This is a genomic window from Kitasatospora sp. NPDC042419, assembly GCF_056437345.1.
Map to the genome: position 1 here is coordinate 145906 of NZ_JBWKAW010000013.1, position 20612 is coordinate 166517.

General features: G+C 75.2%; 5 protein-coding genes. 2 read left to right on the forward strand and 3 right to left on the reverse strand.

Translation table 11 applies throughout. The annotated features are described in order from the left end of the window. Positions 1–8: 8 nt before the first annotated feature. The gene (locus tag AC067J_RS24110; RefSeq protein ID WP_478302382.1) at positions 9–13475 is read right to left on the reverse strand and encodes a MupA/Atu3671 family FMN-dependent luciferase-like monooxygenase; all 13467 of its coding nucleotides are present in this window, start codon (positions 13473–13475) and stop codon (positions 9–11) included. Positions 13476–13699: 224 nt separating this feature from the next. Beyond that, positions 13700–14983, reverse strand: coding sequence for an MFS transporter (locus tag AC067J_RS24115; RefSeq protein WP_478302384.1), 1284 nt, complete (start codon positions 14981–14983; stop codon positions 13700–13702). Between the two features lie 398 nt (positions 14984–15381). Here AC067J_RS24115 and AC067J_RS24120 point away from each other — a divergent pair, with 398 nt between their 5' ends. Both AC067J_RS24120 and AC067J_RS24125 read left to right on the forward strand, forming a co-directional pair. After that, positions 15382–15759 carry a trypco2 family protein gene (locus AC067J_RS24120; protein WP_478302386.1) on the forward strand — a complete coding sequence of 126 codons (378 nt, stop codon included), beginning with the start codon at positions 15382–15384 and terminating at the stop codon, positions 15757–15759. Positions 15760–15787: 28 nt separating this feature from the next. Beyond that, positions 15788–19630 carry a tetratricopeptide repeat protein gene (locus AC067J_RS24125; RefSeq protein WP_478302388.1) on the forward strand — a complete coding sequence of 1281 codons (3843 nt, stop codon included), beginning with the start codon at positions 15788–15790 and terminating at the stop codon, positions 19628–19630. 614 nt (positions 19631–20244) lie between these two features. Here AC067J_RS24125 and AC067J_RS24130 read toward each other — a convergent pair. Continuing rightward, complete coding sequence (locus AC067J_RS24130) at positions 20245–20571, reverse strand: hypothetical protein (protein ID WP_478302389.1); 327 nt, start codon at positions 20569–20571, stop codon at positions 20245–20247. Positions 20572–20612: the final 41 nt, after the last annotated feature.

Sequence of the window (20612 nt, forward strand, 5' to 3'; positions counted from 1 at the left end):
CATGGTGGTCACAGCGTCCCTCGCTCGAAGGTCTCGGCCGGCTCGGCGGTGCGGGCACGGTCGGCCATGCCGCGGATGGTGGGGCGGCGGAAGAAGTCGAGGATGCCGATCTCCAGTCCGGTCTCCTCGCGGACCAGGTTGAGCAGTCGGGTGGCGGCCAGCGAGTGCCCGCCCAGATCGAAGAAGGAGGTCTCCACGCCGGGGGCCGGGACGTCCAACTCCTTGGCCCAGAGACGCTGGAGGAGCTGCTCCAGCGCGGTGGCGGGGGCGGCGTCGGCGGCGGCCCCGATCGGTACGGCCGGCGGCAGCGCGGCGCGGTCGAGCTTGCCGTTGCGGGTCAGCGGCACGTGGTCCACGCGGGCCCAGAGCCGGGGCACCATGTGCTCGGGCAGCCGGTCGGCGAGTTCGTCGCGCACCAGGGCGAGCCCGGCGTCGGAGGCCGGTCCGCCGTCCGTGCGCCCGGTGAGGTCCGCCGTCTCGGCGAGCACGACGTACGCGGCGAGGGCCGTGCCCTGCGGGCCGTGCTGCGCGGCGACGGCGGCGCCCCGCACTCCGGGGACGGTGCGCAGCACGTTCTCGACCTCGCCGGGTTCGATCCGGTAGCCGCGGATCTTCACCTGCTCGTCGATCCGGCCGAGGAAGTCCAGTGCGCCGTCGGGCCGCAGCCGGCCCAGGTCGCCGCTGCGGTAGCGCAGGCCCTGGGGGGTGGGGACGAAGGCGGCGGCGGTCTCCTCGGGGCGGTTCAGGTAGCCGAGGCCGACCGAGTCGCCGAGGATGTGGATCTCGCCGACCGCGCCGGCCGGCACCGGACGGCCCTGCGGGTCGAGCAGTTGGACGCGGCTGCCGGGCACCGGCCGGCCGATCGGGGCGTGGTCGGGGCCGTCGGCGGACAGCTGGATGCTGGTCATCGCGTGGGTCTCGGTGGGCCCGTAGTGGTTGAACAGCCGGCACTGCGGGTTGTCGCGCAGGAACGCGCGCAGCGCCGGGGTGAGGAGCAGCTGCTCGCCGCCGGAGACGATCTCGCGCAGGTCGGGCACCGGGGCCTCGGCCAGGGCGCCGAGCAGGCTGGTCAGCGTGGTCTGGGGGAGGTGGATGCGCTCGGTGCGGGTGTGCCGGAGGTACTCGGCCAGCGCGTGGGCGTCGTAGCGGGTCTCCTCGTCGACGAGGACGATCGTGCCGCCGCCGGTGAGGGCGGTGAGGACCTCCTGGACGGAGACGTCGAACCCGCAGGAGGCGTACTGCAGGGTGCGCAGCGGGCCGTGCTGGTCGGTGTTCCAGTCGACCAGTGACTGCAGGCCGCGGTAGGGCATCAGGACGCCCTTGGGCCGGCCGGTGGTGCCGGAGGTGTAGAGGCAGTACGCGGGCGACTCGGGGTCGGGGTCGACGGCGGCCGGTGCGGGCGGCACCGGGCTGTCGTCGTCGGCCAGGACGGCGGGCAGGGTGATGCCGAGGCGGTCGGTGCCGGTGCGGGTGAGCAGGAGGGGTGAGCCGCTGTCGGTGGCGATCAGCCGGCAGCGCTCGGCACCGTGCACCGGGTCGATCGGCACGTGGACCGCGCCCAGGCGGATCACGGCGAGCAGCGCGGCCACCTGGTCGGTGGAGCGGGGCAGCAGGGTGGCGACGGGGGTGCCGGCGGTGACTCCGGCGGCGGCCAGGCGCGCCGCCAACTGTTCGGCCCGGTCCGTGACTTCACGGTAGCTGACGGAGGTGCCGTCCGGGGTGAGGACGGCGGTGCGGTCGGGGTGCTCGGCCGCGGTGCGGGCCAGCCGCTCGCGCAGAGGTGCGGTGCCGGTCAGGGCGGGGGTGGCCGTCTCGCTGCCGCCGGGCAGCAGCTCGGCGACCGGCCGGGCGGGGTCGGTGACGGCGGCGGCGAGCAGCTGCTCGAAGGCGGTCAGCAGGCGCTCGACGGTCTCCTGGTCGAACAGTGCGGTGGCGTACTCGACATGGCAGCGGATGCCCTCGGGCAGGTTGGTGAGGAAGAGGGTGAGATCGAAGCCGGCCTTGTCGACGACGTCGTCGAGCGGGCGGGCCTCGATGCCCGGCAGGTCGAGTTCGAAGAGCGCGTGGTTCTCGAACTCCACCATCACCTGGAAGAGCGGGTTGCGACTGGTGTCGCGGGTCGGGTTCAACTCCTGCACCAGCACCTCGAACGGGAGCTGCTGGTGCTCGTAGGCGTCCAGCGCGGTGCTCCGCACGTGGGCGAGCAGCGCCTCGAAGTCCGGTTCCCCGGAGAGGTCGAGGCGCAGGGCGAGGGTGTTGACGAAGAAGCCCACCAGGTCCTCGGCGCCCTCGTCGCGGTTGGCGACGGGTGTGCCGAGCACGATCTCGTCCTGGCCGCTGAAGCGGTGCAGCACGCCGGCGAACGCGGTGAGCAGCACCATGAACAGCGTGGAGCGCCGGGACCGGGCCAGCTCCCTCACCCGGCCGGAGAGTTCGCCGTCCAGCAGGCGGACGAAGGCGCGGCCCCGGCCGTCCGGCAGGGCCGGGCGCGGCCGGTCGGTGGGCAGGGCCAGCACCGGCAGCTCGCCGCCGAGGACCGTCCGCCAGTGCTCCAGGCTCGCGGTGTGCGCGCCCTCGGCCACCAGCGCCCGCTCCCGGGCTGCGAACTCGGCGTAAGTGGTGGGAAGTTGCGGCAGCTCCGCACGGCGGCCCGACTGCGCGGCCCGGTAGAGCTCGCCCAGCTCACGGGTGATCACCACGGCGGAGAGGGTGTCGATGACGATGTGGTGCATGGCGAGGACGAGCACGTGGCGCTCCTCGCCCAGGCGCAGCAGCCGGGTGCGCAGCAGCGGTCCGGCGGCCAGGTCGAAGCGGTGGGCGCCCTCCTCGGCGACCAGCGCGCGGACGGCCTCCTCGCCGTCCTGCCCGGCCGGGGCGTCCTCGACCTCCAGCGGTGCGCCGGCGGCAGGCAGCACCACCTGGTACGGCTCGCCGTCCTGCTCGCGGAAGACGGTGCGCAGGGCCGGGTGCCGTTCGGCCAGGGCCTGCAGGGCGCCGTCCAGCGCGCGGTGGTCGAGCGGACCGTCCAGCGCGATCGCCTTGACCTCGTTGTAGCGGGAGCTGTCGGGCAGCATCCGGTGCAGGAACCACATCCGCTGCTGGGCGTACGACAGCGGCGCGCGCCGCTCGCGCGGCTGCTGGGCGGTGCGGCGCAGCTCGTCCAGGTGCGGCAGGCCGGTGGCGACCAGCTCGGGAGAGAGGCCGAAGTCGACGAAGGCGGCGATCTCGTCGGCGCCGGCGGCGCGCAGCGAGTCCAGCACGGTCTGCACGCTCTCGGGGGTGCCGATCAGCGCCCGCGAGGCGCAGTACCGCTCGTAGGCGCGCTCCAGGATGAACTCCAGGTCCTCCTCAGGGGTGTTCTCGTAGTCCAGGGTGAGGCCGAGGCTGTTGGCGACCTGCCCGAAGAGGGAGAGCGAGGAGCGCAGGTAGTTGCAGAACGGGCGGTAGGCCTGCTCGCGGGCGGTGGCGAGGTCGGCGCCGAGGTAGGTGTGCACCAGCACCACGACCCGTCCGGCCTCGGGGTCCAGACCGTGTTCGGCCCGGGTGCGCCGGTAGAGGGCGACGTTGGCGGCCAGTTCCTCGACGTTCTGGGTCATCAGGTTGGTGATCACGCCGAGGTCGTGGCGGGCGGCCTCGCGGAAGCTGTCCGGGTTGCCGACGATCGCCGTGTACATCGGCGGCAGCTCCTGGAGCGGCCGCGGGTGCAGGTGCACCTCGATCTCCTCGCCGTTGCCGCTGCGGCCCCGGTAGGGCTCGCCGCGCCACAGCGCCCGGATCGTGTCGACCTGCTGGTGCATCAGCTTCTTGTGGGTGCCGTAGCGGTCGGGGAAGAAGAGGAAGTCGTTGGGGTGCCAGCCGCTGGCGCAGCCGAGGCCGACCCGCCCGCCGGACAGGTTGTCGACCACCGACCACTCCTCGGCGACCCGGACGGGGTGGTGCAGCGGCAGCACGGCGCAGCCCGCGTTCAGCCGGACGCGCTCGGTCTCCCGGGCCAGGGCGGCGGCCAGCACCGAGGGGTTGGGGAAGATGCCGCCGAAGGAGTGGAAGTGCCGCTCGGGCAGCCAGACGGCGTGGAAGCCGTTGCGGTCCGCGAACCGGGCGCTCTCCAGGACGATCCGGTAGCGGTCCTCGGGCCGGGTGTCGAGCGGGTAGTCGCCGAAGAAGTAGAGACTGAAGTCGACCTTGCGGTCCGGATCACCGGCCGGTGCGGGTGCGGGTGCGGGTGCGGGTGCGGGTGCCGGTGCTGATGCCGGTGCGGGCGTGGGTACGGGCGTCGGTGCCTGGGCCGGTGCGTGCGGCTCCGGCCGGGCCTCCGGCGCCGACTGCTCGCGGCGCGACGCGGGGACGGACGGGACGGCGAACGAGCGCGTGGACGGGAAGAAGCCGCCGCGCCGCATGTCCCGCAGGGACGACCGGACGGCGTCGGCCACGAACTCCACGTCGCCGTCGGAGTGCGCGGTGGAGAGGAAGAAGTTGCGCCACTCCCAGACGAACACGCCCTTGACCAGCAGGTGGTGGAAGAGCAGCTCCATGTCCGCGCGCGGCTCGAAGCGGAAGAGCGAGCCGAAGTGCGCCAGCCGGAGCGGGAACTCCTCCTCGTCGAAGAAGCTGTTGAGGCCGGCGGCCAGCTCCCCGGTACGGGCGTTCAGCCGCTCCTGAAGGCCCGGCCCCTGCTCCTTGAAGTGCCGCAGCACGGCGCGGCAGGCGGCCATCGACAGCGGGTGCTGGATGTAGGTGCCGCCGAAGAAGGTGGTGTCGTTCGGCGGGTAACTGGCGTCCCCGTACTGCCAGAAGCCGCCGTCGATCCCGTCCATCAGGGCGGCCCGCCCCGCGATGGCGCCGATCGGGAAGCCGCCGCCGAGGACCTTCCCGTACGTCGAGAGGTCCGGCTCCACGCCCCAGAAGCCGCGGGCGCCGCGCAGGTGCGGACGGAAGCCGGTGAGCATCTCGTCGAAGATCAGCACGATGCCGCGGCGGGTGGTGAGTTCGCGCAGCCCGCGCACGAACTCGGCCGGCTGCCGCGAGGGGTGGCGGCTCTGCACCGGCTCGACGAGCACGGCGGCGATCCGGTCGCCCAGCTCGTCGATGACCCGCAGGCTCTCCGGGTCCCCGTAGGGGAGGACGACCAGGTCGGCGACCGCGCTGCCGGGAATGCCGATCGAGACGGGCACCGTCTCGCGGTCGGCCCCGTGGCCCACCGCTCGGCCCAGCGTGTTGTCGAAGTGCCCGTGGTACGAGCCCTCGAACATCACGATCTTGTCCCGCCCGGTGTACGCCCGGGCGAGCCGGATCGCTCCCGCGTTGGCCTCCGTCCCGGAGTTGGCGAACGCGACGCGCTCGGTGCCGGTCAGCTCCGCCAGCAGCTCGGCCGCCTCGCCGGTCTCCTCGCCGCGCGGGCCCAGCCGCAGTCCGCCGGCCAGGTGCTCGCGGACGGCGTCCTGCACGAAGGCGGGTTCGTGGCCGAAGAGCAGCACCCCGAAGCCCATCGTGATGTCGACGTAGGAGTTGCCGTCGACGTCCTCCAGGCGCGAGCCCTGTGCGCGGCGGGCGGCGAGCGGGTAGAGCATCTCCTTGGTCGCCGACCGGAAGCCGACCACGGCCCGGCTGTCGGCGAGCACTCGGCGGTGGCGCTGGGTGAGGGCTTTGGAGGCGGCGGTGCGGGCGGTGAAGCGCTCCACCAGCTCGTCCATGTGGCGGCGCTGTTCGGCGGTCAGGCCGCCGCCGGACATCCCGGAGTCCCGGGACACCGTGACGCGCGGGCCGTGCACCTGCGGCGCGGCGGCGGAGGGTGCGGGCTGGGCGGTGGCGGTGGCGGTGGTGGTGGCGGTGGCGACGGGCGCCGGTGCGGGCTGCGCCGCGACGGGTTGCTCCGACACGGCAGCGGCGGGGAGGGCCGGTGCGGCCGGGAGAGCCGCTGCGAGGGGGAGGGCCGGCGCCGCGGGGGTGCCGGCGAGCAGACCGAGCTGGTCGGTCATCAGCTGGGAGAACTGGCCCATCAGGGCGAGCTGGCGCTCGATCACCGAGCCGGCCTCGCCGGGTGCCGAGGCGGCGACGGGCACGACGGCGGCGTGCGGCGCCGGTGCGGCCGGCGCGGCGACGGTCGGCCCGGCGGGTACGGCGACGGGGCCGACGGGGGCCGGGCCGACGGTGGCGGCCTGCACGGGCACCGGAGCGGGTGCGGCGACCGGCTCGGGTATCGCCGGCACCACCGCCGCGGCCGGAACGGCGGCCGGAACGGTGGCCGGCTCCACGGCCGGAGCCGCGACGGGCGCCGGTACCGGGGTCGGTGCGGGCACCAGGCCCGCCAGCGCCTCGGCGCTCATCCGCCCCGTGATCAGCCCGGCCAGCCGCGCCGGGGTGTCCGCGTCCTCGAACAGTTCACGCATCGGGACCCGTACGCCGAACGCCCGCTCCAGGTCCCGGATCATGTTGATCATCGACAGCGAGTCGGCCCCGAGGTCGAAGAAGGGGTCCTCGGCGCCCACCGCCTCCTCGGCGACGCCGAGTTGACGCGCGGTCTGCGCGACGACCCGGCTCAGGACCAGGACGGCCGCCTGCTCCACCGGGTCCGGCACGGGGGTGTCGGTCATGAGGGGCTCCTCCAGAACGGTGCGGTCGGCTTCGGCCACGGGTGCGGGCATGAGTACGGGTGCGGGCACGAGTACGGGTACGGGGCCGGGGGCGGCCTCGGTCCGGGCTCCGGCGCCCGGACGGGTCCCGGCCCCCGGCGGCGGCGGGACGGCCCCGGCGCCGCTGCCGGGCGCCGTGAACCAGTGGTACGTGCGGTGGAACGGCCGCCCCGGCAGCGGTACGCGCCGAGCGGGCCCGTCCGGCCACTGCCGGCCGGCCGCGGCCGCCGCCCAGTCCACCGGCACCCCGTGCGTCCACAGCGTGCCGAGCGCGGTGAGCAGTTGGCGCTCCGGCCCGCGCCCGCGCCGGCCGCTCGGCACGAACACGGCCTGCGGGAGTTCGCGCCGGCCCAGCCCGCTCAGCGTGTGGTGCGGGCCGACCTCCAGGAACAGCCCGTGGCCGAGCCCGTCCAGCGTCGCGAGCACCCGGTCGAAGCGCGCGGTCTCCCGGGTCTGGCGGACGAAGTGCCCGGGGTCGGGCACCGTGCCGGGCGCCAGCACCACGCCGTCGAGGTTGCTCACCAGCGGTACCCGCAACGGGCGGAGGGCGAGCTGTTCCAGTCGGCCCCGGAAGGGCTCCAGCACCGGGTCCATCAGCCGGGAGTGGAACGCCCGGTCGGTGGCCAGCCGCTCGGTCTCCACCCCCTCCAGGGCCAGCACCGCCTCCGCCGCGGCCACGTCCCCCGGCCGCCCCGCCAGCACGCACTGCCCGGCCCCGTTCACCACGGCGAGGTCCACCCCGGGCAGCCACTCGGCGAGCGAGCCCAGCCGTTCGGCGGACGCGCCGGCCACCGTCATCGCCCCGGGCTCGGTCGAACGGTGCATCAGCCGTCCGCGCACCCCCGCCAGGAAGAGCCCGTCGGCCAGCGAGAACGCCCCGGCCGCGTACGCCGCCGCGTACTCGCCCGCGCTGTGCCCGGCGACCGCCGCCGGCCGCAGCCCGAACTCCTCCCACAGCGCGGTGTAGGCGGCCTGCACGGCGAACAGCGCCGGCTGCGCGGCCTCGGTGCTCCAGGCCTGCGCCTCGCCCTCGGCGGCCGGCTCCAGCAGCAGGGGCAGCAGCGCCTCTCCCCAGGCCTCGCGGTGCAGCCGGTCGCAGGTCTCCAGCACCTCCCGGAACACCGGGTACGCCTGGTACAGCCCGGCGGCCATGCCCCGGTACTGCGCACCCTGCCCGGTGTACAGCAGGACGGGCGCCGGTGCGCCGCGCCCGGCGTCCCGGGCCGAGTGCGCCGGTCCGGTGGCGCGTCCGCCGACGAACGCGGCGAGCGTCTCGGCGAGTTCGGCGGGCCCGGCGCCGGTGACGGCGAGCCGGTGGCGCAGCGGGCGGCGTCCCGCGCCGAGGGTGAGCAGCAGGTCGGCCGGGCGCGGCGCGTCCTCGCCGCGCAGTCGGTCGAGCACGGCGGCCGCGAGTTCGGCGAGCGCCTGCGGGTTGCGGGCGGACAGCGGCAGCAGGGCCACCGGCGGCTCGGCGGCGCCGGTGGCCGCCGGTGCCGCCGCCAGGGCCACCGGTGCCTCCTCCAGGACCAGGTGGGCGTTGGTGCCGCCGACGCCCAGCGCGCTGACCCCGGCCCGGCGCGGGGCGTCCCCGGCGGGCCAGTCCGTGGCCCCGGTGGGGAGCACGAAGGGACTGCCGGCCAGGCCCAGGGCCGGGTTGGGCCGGGTCAGGTGGGCCACCGGGGGGATCGCCCGGTGGCGCAGCGCGAGGACGGCCTTGATCAGACCCGCCATCCCCGCGCAGGTGTCCAGGTGGCCGATGTTCGGCTTGACCGAGCCGAGGGCGCAGAAGCCCACCGCCTCGGTGCGGGCCCGGTAGGCGCGGGTGAGGGCCTGGACCTCGATCGGGTCGCCGAGCGGGGTGCCGGTGCCGTGCGCCTCGATGTAGCCGATGCTGTCGGCCGGCACGCCCGCCACGTCCAGGGCCCGGCCGACCACGGCGGCCTGGCCGTCGACGCTGGGCGCGGTGTAGCCGACCTTGCCCGCGCCGTCGTTGTTGACGGCGGAGCCGAGGATGACGGCGTGCACGGTGTCGCCGTCGGCCAGCGCCCGGTCGAGGCGCTTGAGCAGGACTGCGGCGACGCCGTTGCCGCCGACGGTGCCGCCGGCCCGCTCGTCGAAGGCCCGGCAGACGCCGTCGGGCGCCAGGATCGAGCCCTCCTGGTAGCGGTAGCCGGCGGCCTGCGGGATGTGCAGGGCGGCGGCTCCGGCGAGGGCGAGGTCGCTGTCGCCGGTCAGCAGTGACTGGACGGCCAGGTGGACGGCGACCAGCGAGGTGGAGCAGGCGGTCTGCACGCCGACGGCGGGCCCGGTGAGGCCGAGCCGGTAGGCGACCCGGGTGGCGGCGAAGTCGGCCTGGTTGCCGATCGCGACCTGCAGCGCCTCGACGGGCTGTGCCGGGTCGGCGGCCGTGCCGACGGCGTGCTGGAGGTAGGTGCGCAGCGAGTACAGCGTCATGCCGGTGCCGGCGAAGACGCCGACCCGGGTGTCGGGTGCGGTGTCGCCGTAGCCGCCGTCGTCCAGGGCCCGGGCGCAGGTCTCCAGCAGCAGCCGCTGCTGGGGGTCCATCAGGGCGGCCTCGGCGGCGCTGATCCCGAAGGCCTCGGCGTCGAAGTGGCCGATGTCGGCGATCGGCGCGGTGACCGGGACGAAGTCGGGGTGGGTGTACTCCTCGGGGCGGATGCCCGCGGCGGCGAGCTGGTCGGTGGTGTACCGGGTGGTGCTGACCACGCCGTCCACGATGTTGCGCCAGTACTGCTCGGGGGTGTCCGCGCCGGGCAGGCGCAGTGCCAGGCCGATCACCGCCACCCGCCGGTCGGCGGGAACCACCGTCGCCGCGTCGGGGGCGGTCCGGACCTGCTCCTGGGGATCGCCGGCCAGGTGGGCCGCGAGCGCGTCCACGGTGGGGTGGCGGAACAGCGCGGTCTGCCCGAGCCCCGGCGCGGGGCCGGCCGCCAGCGCGGCGTGGACCCGCATCAACTGCACGGATCCGAGGCCGAGTTCGTGGAACGCCCGACCGGGGTCGACCGGCTCGCCGAGGACGGCCTCGAAGGTGTCCAGCACGGCGCGGCGCAGCTCGGTCGGCGCGGGCGCCGCCGCGACGGGTCGGCGGGCGGTCACGGCGGCGGGCGGCTCGTCCGCCTCGGCGACCAGCCGCGGCTCGTCCGCCAGCAGTCGGCGCCGGGCGGCGGGGCGGGTGGTGTCGGGACCGGCGTAGTAGTGACCGGGCGGGGCGGCCAGCAGCGCGGTGGCCAGCTGCCGGCCCTGCGCGGCGTCGAGCACGGCGATCCCGCGCTCGGCGGCGGCCTCGTCGTGGGAGGTCTCGCGGTTCATCCCGACCCCGCGCCACAGGCCCCACGAGACCGTCCAGGCGGGCACCCGGTGCTCCCGGCGCAGCCGCTCGACCGCCGCCTCCAGGTAGCGGTTGGCGGCCGCGTACCCGGCCGAGCCGACGACCTCCTGGAAGCCGATCATCGAGGAGTAGCCGACGAACTGGGCGCCGGGGCGGGCCGCCACCAGCTCGGCCAGCGCGTCGGTGCCCGCGGTCTTGGCCCCGACGGCCTGTTCCCAGCGCTCCGGCCCCAGCTCCTCCAGCAGCCCGATCCGGTAGTCGCCGGCCAGGTGCAGGACGCCCTCCAGCGGTGCGCCCCAAGCCTGTTCGGCCTCGGCGACGGCGGCCGCCAGGGCCCGTCGGTCCGTGACGTCCACCGTCCGGTACTCGACCCGGCCGCCGGCCCGCACCAGCCGCTCCAGCGCGGCGCGCCGCCGGGCCGGCTCCGGCCCGTCCGCGTACGGGTCGGTGCGGCCGACGAGCAGGAGGTGCGGGCCGTACCGGCGGAGCAGCTCCGGGAGCAGCTCGCCGGCGAGCCCGCCCAGCCCGCCGGTCACCAGCCAGCGGGCCCCGGGGGAGAGCAGCGTGCAGGGCGGTGCGGTGTCGTCCGGCGGGGCGAGCGGGCCGAGCCGGGGAACGTACGCGCGCCCGTCGCGCCAGGCCGCCTCCGGTTCGCGCCGCGGGTCGGCGAGGAAGGCCAGCACGGCCTGCGGGTCCGGCGGCGCCCCGGCGGGCAGGTCGAGGTGGCGGGCACCGGCGAGCAGCTGCTCGGCCCGGACCCCGGCGGTGAGGGCAGCGGTCAGCGCGGCGGCCGGGCGCGGCACGTCACCGTCGGCGAGGGCGTGCAGGCCGGCGCTGACGGTGGTGAGCTCGACGCCGCCCGGGCTGCCGAGGGCGTCCGGGCCGCCGGCGGCGCTCCGTCCGCCGAGGGTGCTCGATCCGCCGGCGGTGCTCGGGCCGCTGCCGCCGTAGCGGTGGGCGAGCGCGCGGGCCAGGCCGAGCAGGGCCTCGCCGCACAGCACCTCGTCGGGCTCGGCGGCCTGCGCCCACAGGTGCAGGACCCGCTGCGGGCGGCGGCCCGCGGCCTCCAGGTCGTCCAGCAGCCGTGGCCAGCTCTCGGAGCGCCGCTGGTCGAGTGCGTAGCCGTCGCCGAGCCGGGCGTAGGAGTCCGCCTGCGACGCCTGGACGGCGCCCGGCAGCAGGGCGGCCAGCGCGTCCGACAGGGTGCCGGGCCCGACGGGACCGAGCAGCAGGACGCTCCCCGGCGGCGCCGGGGCAGGGGCGGCCGGCGCGGGCCTGGGCTCCCAGGCCGGACGGCGCACGATGTCCGGCAGCGTGCGGGCGTTGCCCTCGGCGAGGTCCAGCCGGGCGACCAGCGCGTCGAGGTCCCCGTCGAGTAACCGGGCGCGGATCGCGGTGCGTTGGATCTTGCCGCTGGTGGTGCGGGGGAAGTCGGCGGCCGGCACCGGGAGCACCAGCGCGGCAGAGAGCCCGAACCGTTCGGCCAGCGCGGCCCGCACGGCGCCGGCCACCCGGTGTGGCTCGCCCGCCTCCGGGGCGGGCACGAAGAAGACCGCCAACTGCTCGCTGCCGCTGCGCTCGTCGGGCACGCCGCACGCGGCGACGTGGCCGGAGAGCACCCCGTCGACGGCGGAGACCACGTCCTCCAGGTCGTGGCAGAAGTGGTGGACGCCGTTGATGATGATGATCTCCTTGCGGCGGCCGGTGAGGATCACCTCCCCGTCGCGCAGGTAGGCGAGGTCCCCGGTGTCGAACCAGCCGTCGGCGGTGGCGGATTCGCGGTCCGCCTGCGGGTTGTTCAGGTAGCCGGGGGTCACCCGGCCGGAGGAGATCTGCAGGCGCCCGATCCGCAGCTCGGGCAGCACGGTGCCCCGGTCGTCGGCGACCCGCAGCCGCGCCCCGGCGGCCGGTCGGCCCATCGAGAGGAAGCGGGTGGCGGGCTCGGCCGAACCCTCGGGCAGCGGCCGCAGGTCTCCGGTGAGCGAGTCGGTGGCCAGGACCTGCACGGCGCCGGCCTCGCCGTAGCGCTTGTAGGTGATGACGGTGCAGGTCTCGGCCATGCCCCAGCCGAGCAGCAGGTGTTCGGGCCGCAGCCCCGAGGGGGCCAGCCGGGCCAGGAACTCGTCGGCGACGCTCTCGGTGCACTGCTCGCCCGCGTTGATCAGGGACTTGACGGCCGAGAGGTCCCAGCGCCGCTCGGGGGCGGACCGCAGCGCCTCCGCGACCAGGCGGTAGCCGAAGTTGGGCGACCAGGAGTGCGCGGCGCGCCGGCGCTCCAGCGTGTCCAGCCACAACAGCGGTTCGGCGAGGACGAGTTCGGTGGGGATGTGGGTCTGGTCGCAGGCTGCCACGACGTCCCGCAGGTGGAACATCAGCAGCCCCGCGACATGGTCGAGCGGCAGCCAGTTCACGGTCGCGTCACCGGGCGCGAAGCCCTCTTCGTACGCCCCCGCGACGTACTCCAGGATGCCCCGGTGGCTGATCTGGATCGCCTTGGACCGCCCGGTGGAGCCGGAGGACAGCTGCAGGATCGCGACGTCCCCGCTCGCGCCGTGCGGTGCGGCGGGCGGTTGCGCGGCGGAGCGGTCGACCGGCACCACCCGCAGCCCGGCCGCCTGCGGGTGGAGAGCGCCGATGCCCGCGAGCCCGGCCACCGCCTCACCGGCGGCCAGCACGGGCGGGTGCTCCAGCGTCTCCCACGCGTTGACCAGCTTCTCCAGCACCGGGCCCGGGTGGTCGTAGCCGGGCGGGCGGGCCACCGTGACGGGCAGCACGCCGCCCAGCAGGCAGGCCCACAGGGCGGGGAAGTAGTGCTCCGGGTCGGGGACTTGGAGGATCGCGCGATCGCCCGGGCGCAGGCCCGCGGCGGTGAGGGTGCCGAGCACGCGCAGCGCCCGGTCCAGCAGCTCGGGGTAGCGCAGGGTGGTGGTGCCGCCGTCGGCGCGCACCAGGTGCAGGCCGCGCTCGGGGTGGAGCCGGGCGGCGCGCAGCAGCGCGCCGGGCAGGTCGGCGGGGCCGTCGGGCAGCGCCGGCAGGGGAGGCCCGACCGCGACGGCCGGCGCGCCGGAGACCACCCCCGGCTCCGCCCCGGACCCGGGGGAAGGGGCGGGCCCCGGGGTGGGGGCGGCCGGAGTACCGGAACCGAACGGGCTCCACCGGCCGGAGAGTCGGCTCAGGTGCTGGCGGGTGGGCCGGGGGTGCTCGTGCGGATCGCGGGCGGCGGCCAGGGCGGCGGCGTCCGGCGCGCCGTCGGCGGTGCGCGGGATGCCGTCCACCAGGCGGATCTCGGCACCGGGGGCGTCCTCCAGTAACTGCGCAGCGGCCCAGCGGCGCAGCCCGGACCGGTCCCGGTCGTCGGCGGGCACCAGGTAGGCGACCAGCTCGGCACCGCCCTGCGCACCGCCGGGGACGAGGGCGCAGTCGGCCAGGCCGGCGTGCTGCAGCAGTCGGCCCTCCACCGCGTCGAGTCGGGGGCGGTCGGGGCCGTGGACGCTCATACGGGTGGTACCTTCCTGGGCTCTGCGGGCGGGAACGAGGTACGGCGGGAACCAGGCACGGCGGGGGAGCCGGGGGAGCGGAGGTGCTGAGGGCGGGCAGGGGTGCACCGGCGGCGGGTGTGCCGCAGGGAGTGGAACAGGAGGCGGAACAGGAGGCGGAACACGAGGTGGAACAGGGAGTGGGGCAGCGAGTGGAGCAGGGCGCCGGAGACGGTGCCCGCCGGCTAACTGTCGGCGGGCACGGGCACCGCGGCCGGTCCGCGCCGCCGGCGGGCACCGATCCCCACCATCAGCAGGAACCCGGCGGCCAGCGCGATCGGCACGGCGTGCGAGAAGCCGACCACCGTGAGCGGACTGAACCGCTCCATCAGTCCGGCGCTGAGCAGCATGCCGACGCCCATGCCGAGACTCTCGGCACTGGCCACCAGCCCGAACGCCTGACCGCGCCGGTCGTCGTCGACCGCCTGGATCCGGGTGGTGTAGGAGATCTCGGTGAAGCCGTCCGCGAGCCCGGCGCCGAGCGCGACGACGAGGAAGAGCGGGGTCGGCAGCCCGGTGAAAGCGAGGATGAAGCAGGCCGACATCATCGCGGTGCCCACCGCGAAGGCCCGTTCGCCGGGCTCCCGGCCGCGTTTGACCAGCAGTCGGGAGACCAACTGGTGGGCCCCCAGACTGCCGACCGCCCAGGTGGCCCAGAACAGGCCCAGCACCGCGGCCGGGTTGTCCGGCGACGTCCGGGTGGCGAACACCGGCAGGCCGATGTTGTGCGCGGCCGAGCCGAACGCGTCGACCAGCCGGATGGCGACCATCGCGCCGATCACCGGCAGGGCGCGCAGCAGCACCAGCCCGGCGAACCGCCCGCGCGGCTCCGCTGCCGCCGCCTCCCCGGACCCGGCGTCACGCGCGGCCCGGGTGCGCAGCGGCAGCCGCAGCACGACCGTGCCGAACACGAGGAAGCTGGCCGCGTCGGTCAGCAGCGCGGCCTGGAATCCGGCCCAGGCGACCAGCACGCCGGCGGAGGCGAACCCGAGCACCATCGCCGTCGAACGCCCGGTCACCAGCACGCCGTTGGCGCGGGCCCGATGGTCCGGGCCGACCATCTCGGGCACGCTGCTGCGCAGTGCGACGGCGCTGAGCGTGCCGGCCGCGCCGAAGAGCAGGGCCAGCGGGTAGAGCACCGGGATCCGCAGGTGGTCGGGGACGATCGCGAGCGCCACCAGGCCGGTGGCCTGCGTGAAGGCGCAGCCGACCATCAGCAGACGGCGGTCGAGGCGGCCGACGACGCGCCCGGCGAGCATGCCGGCGCCGAAGCCGCCGAGGAGACGCAGCGTCAGATACCCGGCCGTGCCGAGGGCGTTGCCCGCGGCCTCGTAGGCGAAGAGGCTGAGCGCGACCATGTTGAGCTGGCTGCCGTAGCTGGAGACGGCGTCCCCGACGGCGAGCCAGTAGAACGGCCTGGGCAGGGCGCTCGTGGCGGTACCCCGGCTCGGAACGTTGTGATCCCCCACGACGGCTCCATTGCCATGTGATATTTCATCTGGATCCTAGGGCGACGCCGTCGACGGGATCAAGGGTTTGATCGCCCACGGCGCTAAGACCATACGACAGTACGCCGTCAATTCGGACCGGAACATTCACTTCCGGCCACCCCGACGGCAGGTCGGGCCCGATCGGACCGGAGTGCCGCCCCGGCCGCCGTCGCCGGGCGGTTCGCGGGCGTACGGCGGCCGCGCGGTGGCGCCTCGCCCCGCGCGGGCCCGCCCGCCCGCGAATCGGCGCGCCGACCCCGAGCCGGCCGGACCCACCGGGTCGAAGTCACCTTTCGGCTGCGGGGGTCCGTGTGCGGGCCCTACGGTGTTCGCATCGACTGACGAACCGTCAGGACGCCGGGAGGTGGGTCTGGTGGATGCTCCGCCGGGTGGCCGTGGTGGCCGTGGTGCGCGACGAGCTCCCGGACGAGACGGCCCGGGCCGGGGACCATCCGGGAGTCGTGTTCACGCTGGGGCCCGTGGAGACAGAGTTCGGGGCCGAGCCGCGCACCGACGCGAGAGCGAAGGCGGGGTCCGAAGCGTGGACGGTCGGAGCGGAGCCCGAAGCCGGTGCCGTCCGCGCCCGCGTCCACCGCGCATCCGTCACCCGTACCCCCGGGCGCCCCGCCGGAACCGGCCTCCCCGCGAGTCCGCACGGGAGCGTCCGGGCCGGCCGGGGGACACAGCGGGCGCGTCGACGGCTGAGAACGGGATCGCGGCCGGTGCCAAGCGCACCGGCGACGACCAGGTGGTGACACACAGAGCCGAGCCATGGGGGCACGGGTGGAGCGCATACGTCTCGCCGGAGTGGACGGGCCGGGCGGGCGAGGGTCCGGATACGCGGTCGGTGGCCGCCTGGTCCTGACCTCCGCGCACGTCACCGGACCCTTCGCCCGCAGGGTGCAGGTGTTCCACCCCGGCGGCAACGGCGCCGCGACCGGTCGGGTCGTGTGGGCGGGCACCCCCGGCGGACGCGACGACGCCGCGCTCGTCCTCGTCCACGACAGCCCTCACGGGCAGCCGCCCGCCACCCCGGTGCGCTGGGGCCGCGCCGTCACCGACCGCCCGGGCCTGCCCTGCGAGACCTGGGGCACACCCGACGCCGCCCAGCGACCCGGACGGGCCGTGGAGACAGAGCAACTGCGCGGCCGGCTCAACCCGGGCACCGGCTTCGTCGGAAACCAGCACGTCGTCGACCTCGACCAGTACCCGCCGCGGTGGCCGGCCGACGGGACGTCACCCTTCGCAGGCCTGTCCGGCGCCGCCGTGTTCTGCGACCGGCTCCTGACCGGCGTCGTGGCGGCGGACCGGGCGCACTCCGCCCACGGCCGGCTGAACGCCGTCCCCGCCTACGTCCTGCACCACGACCCCGGATTCCGCGCCGCCCTCGCCGAGTACGGAGTCGGCCCCAGCGGCGGACTGCAAGCCATCGAGTACCAGGACCTCGCCGACCGGGCCCAGGACCCCGACCGCACCCAGCGGCTGCCCTCGCCCGCCGCCCTCCTCCAGGCCCGCCACCAGATCGTCCCCTTCCACGGCCGCCACGATCTCCTCACCGAACTCACCGCCTGGTGCCGCCTCGGCGGCTTCGGCGCCTGGCTCCTCCACGGCCCCGGTGGACAGGGCAAGACCCGCCTCGCCCACCACCTCGCCCACCGACTGGCCACCGACGGCTGGGCCGTCCTGTGGCCCCGCACCAGCGCCGGCCCGGAACGACTGCGCGAGATCCGCCACGCCGCCAAGCCGCTCCTGGTCGTCCTCGACTACGCCGAGAACCGCGCCGACCAGCTCGCCTCCCTCGTCGAGGCCGCCGCCGACCACTCGGCCGGCACCCCCCTCAAACTGCTCCTCCTCGCCCGCACCGACGGCGACTGGTGGCACCAGGCCGCCACCGCCACCAGCCTCGCCGAGGACCACCTGGCCACCGCCCGCACCCACCGCCTCGCCCCCCTCGACGACACCCCCGAGAACCGGCACGACCGCTACCGCGACGCCGCTCGGGCCCTCGCCGACGCCCTCCCGCAGGTGGACGGCCTTCCCGCCCGCGACTGGCCCGCCCTCGCCCGCGCCCTGCGACCGCCGCGGCTGGACCCCGACGCCTACGGCAACGCCCTCACCCTCCACATGACCGCCCTCGCCGACCTCCTCGACACCGCCGAACCCCGCCCCCAGGACTCCCGGGGCCAAGCGGAGGCGGGCCCCGTGCGGCAGGAGGCCGACCTCGTCGAGGACCGCCTCCTCACACACGAGCGCCGCTACTGGCGACAAGCCGTCCTCGTCCTCGCCCCGGCCCTCAGCCTCACCACCCTGGAGACCGGGCTCGCCGCCGCCCACCTCGCCGGCGCCGCCGACCGCGAACAGGCCGACCGGCTCTGGCGACGCCTGCCAGCCCTCGCCGACCAGACCCGCGACCGCCGCAACCGCATCACCGCCTGGCTCACCGCCCTCTACCCCGCACCCGCGCCGGGCGGACCTCCATGGGGCACGCTCCAGCCCGACCGCCTGGCCGAACGCCACATCGGACGCGTCCTCGACGACGACCCGGACCTCGCCGAGCACCTGCTCGACGGCGCGGATGACGCCCAGACCGCACAACTCCTCGCCGTCTACAGCCGCGCCGCCGCCCACCCCGTCTTCCACGACCGCCTCGACGCCCGGCTCACCGACCTGTGTGTCCGTCACCACCGCTTCCTGGCCGGGGAGATCATCAGGGCCGCCACCCGCACCGACAACTTCGCCCCCTTCGTCACGGCCCTTCTGGCGGTCGCCGCCGCGCCCTCCACCCGTGTCGACGATCTGATCGTGCTGACCGGTCTCCTGCCGCACTCCAGCCGCCGTCTCGAAGTCGCGGCCGTCCGGCTCACCCGGAACCTCGTCGACCGCTGCCGTGCGCTGGCGACGGCGGAGCCCGACGCGAACCTGGCCAACCTCGGTACCGCCCTCACCAACCTGGTCCTGCGTCTGGGGGAGCTGGGCCGGTGGGAAGAGGCCCTGACCGCGGCCCAGGAGGCCACCGCGATCGGCAGCACGATGGCGCGAGCCGACGCCGACGCCTACCTGCCCAACCTCGCCGCGGCCCTCAACAACCTCTCCATCGGGCTGGCGAGGATGGGCCAGCCGCAGAAGGCCCTGAGCGTCAGCCAGGAGGCCACAGCGGTCTTCCGCGCGACCGCGACGACGAACCCCGACGCCCACCTGCCAGACCTCGCCAAGGTCCTCGGCACGCTCTCCGTCCGCCTCACCGCGGTGGGGCGGCGGGAGGAGGCCCTGACCGCCGCCCAGGAGGCCGCCGAGATCAGCAGAGCGCTGGCGAGCGTGAGTTCCGAAACCCGCCTGCGCGCCCTCTCCGGAGCACTCCACAACCTCTCCAACAGCCTGGCGGACGTGGGGCGGCGGGAGGAGGCCGTGACGGTCGTCCAGGAGGCCGCCGAGATCGGCCGCGCGTTGGCGGAGGCGAACCCCGACGCCGACCTTCCCCTCCTCGCCCTCGCGCTGACCAGCCTCGCCAGCCGACTCGGCGAGGTGGGCCGGTGGGAGGAGAGCCTGGCTGTCGCCCTGGAGGCGGCCGGCCAGTACCGGACCTTGGCGGAGACGAACCCCGGCGCCCACCTGCCCGACCTCGCCGCGGCCCTCAACAACCTGGCCCTCCACTTGAGAGCGGCGGGGCGCCGGGAGGAGGCACTGGCTGTCGCCACGGAGGCGGCCGACCACTACCGGACCTTGGCGAAGGCGAACCCCGGCGCCCACCTGCGCAATCTCCCCAAGGCCCTCAACAACCTGGCGCTCCAGCTGAGAGCGGCGGGGCGCCGGGAGGAGGCACTGGCCGTCGCCACGGAGGCGGCCGGTATCCACCGGATCCTGGCGAAATTGAACCCCGACGCCCACCTGCCCGACCTCGCCGCCGTCCTCAACAACCTCTCGGTCGCCCTGGCGGACATGGCGCGGTGGGAGGAGAGCCTGGCCGCCAGCGTGGAAGCCACCGCCATCCGCCGTGCGCTGGTGAGAGCGAATCCCGCCGCGTACCTGCCCGGCCTTGCGGTGGCCCTCAACAACCTCGCCCTGCACCTGGGAAACGCGGGCCGCGGCGAGGAGGCCCTGGCCGCCGCCCGGGAGGCGGTCGGCCACTACCGTGCGCTGGCCGAGGCGAGCCCCGACGCCCACCTCCCCGACCTCGCCGTGGCCCTCAACACCCTGGCCCACCGATCGGGACCGCTCGGCCGCCATGAGGAGGCACTGGCCGCCGCCCGGGAGGCCGTCGGCCACTACCGGACCCTGACGAGTTCGAACCCCGCCGCCCACCTGCCGAACCTCGCCAAGGCCCTCAACACCCTGGCCGGCGGGGCGAGAGCGCTCGGTCACCAGGAAGAAGCCCTGGCCACGCGGCACGAAGCCGTCGCCATCGGCCGCGAACTCGCCCGGGCCAACCCGGGTGCCCACCTGCCCGCCCTCGCGGCGAGCCTCCACAACCTCTGCCTCGATCTGGACGAGGCCGGCCGCCAGGTGGAGGCCCTGGCCGCAATTCGCGAGGCCGTCACCATCCGCCGCTCACTTGCCGGGGCAGTCCCGGCCATGGACGAAGCTCTCCGGCACTCGTCGGAGGTGGCCGCCCGGATCGCACCACGGTGATGCGAGGGTCAGCCGAGGATCACTACCAGTCGCAGACGAATCCGAAGCCGGCTCCTTCGCCTTCCTCGTGACAGAGCATGCTCTGCAGTGACCGATTCCGCGGCTCCCTCGCGACGAATTCGAGGAGGTTCCCGTCCAAGGGCACGGGAAGCGGTTGGTGAGACCTGCGGAATTCGGCTTCCGGATCTGCGCCGACGAGCTCCAAGGCCCGGTACAGGAGAGCCATGTCGGGGATGACTCGAGTCCGAACGCAGGCCCAGGGCGCTGTGCTGCACGAGCCCGGCGGGCACTTCCGCGCTTCCCGAACCCTTGCGGGTCAACTCCACGAACTTCGCGCGGAGTTCCTGCGCGGGTTCGCCGAGCACAACGGTGCTGAGCGCCAACTCCAGTATCAGGGAGTCGAATTCGTCGTCCTCGCCGCGAAAGCGCTCCGGGTCGCGTTTCACCACGGCCTCGGCAAACGGAGAACGAGGACCCGGTCACGTGTTCGCCTGCTGACATGCCGCGATCCCAGGAGGGACCCCACCCGGAGCGACAGCACGTGCCGTTGCCGTTGCCGTTGCAACGATAGGGCCCCACCAGCGACTCCGCGCTGGTGGGGCGGACGTGCCGAACTACATCTCGCGCTCACGGGGCTTGTCGAACCAGCTCGCTGCGGTCACGAGGTGCCCGTTCGGGCGGTACTCCCACACGGCGGTGTTCGGGCGCGGGTTCCGGAGGGATTCCCCTGCCAGTACGCGGTGTTCCTCGTGGCCGATCCAGGCGTCCGGGACATTCGCGGCCTCCGTGCCGCGGGGGTCGGAGGGGTCGGAAACCACAGGCGTCGTGTAGCTCGCCAACGGTCGCGCGGTGCTGTCCACGCCCGAATTCGCGAGTGCCACGCCGGTGCCGAGACTGAACAGCGCAGCTGCCGCCACGCCGACCACTACACGCTTGATCACGATGGTCCTCCAGGACCTCGAAGGGGTTGGTGCTCAGAGTC

What these genes read in the sequence shown, in the direction of transcription:
- AC067J_RS24110 (WP_478302382.1), bottom strand. Translation starts at nt 13,475, where the DNA reads ATGAGCGTCCACGGCCCCGACCGCCCCCGACTCGACGCGGTGGAGGGC.
- AC067J_RS24120 (WP_478302386.1), top strand. Translation starts at nt 15,382, where the DNA reads ATGCTCCGCCGGGTGGCCGTGGTGGCCGTGGTGCGCGACGAGCTCCCG.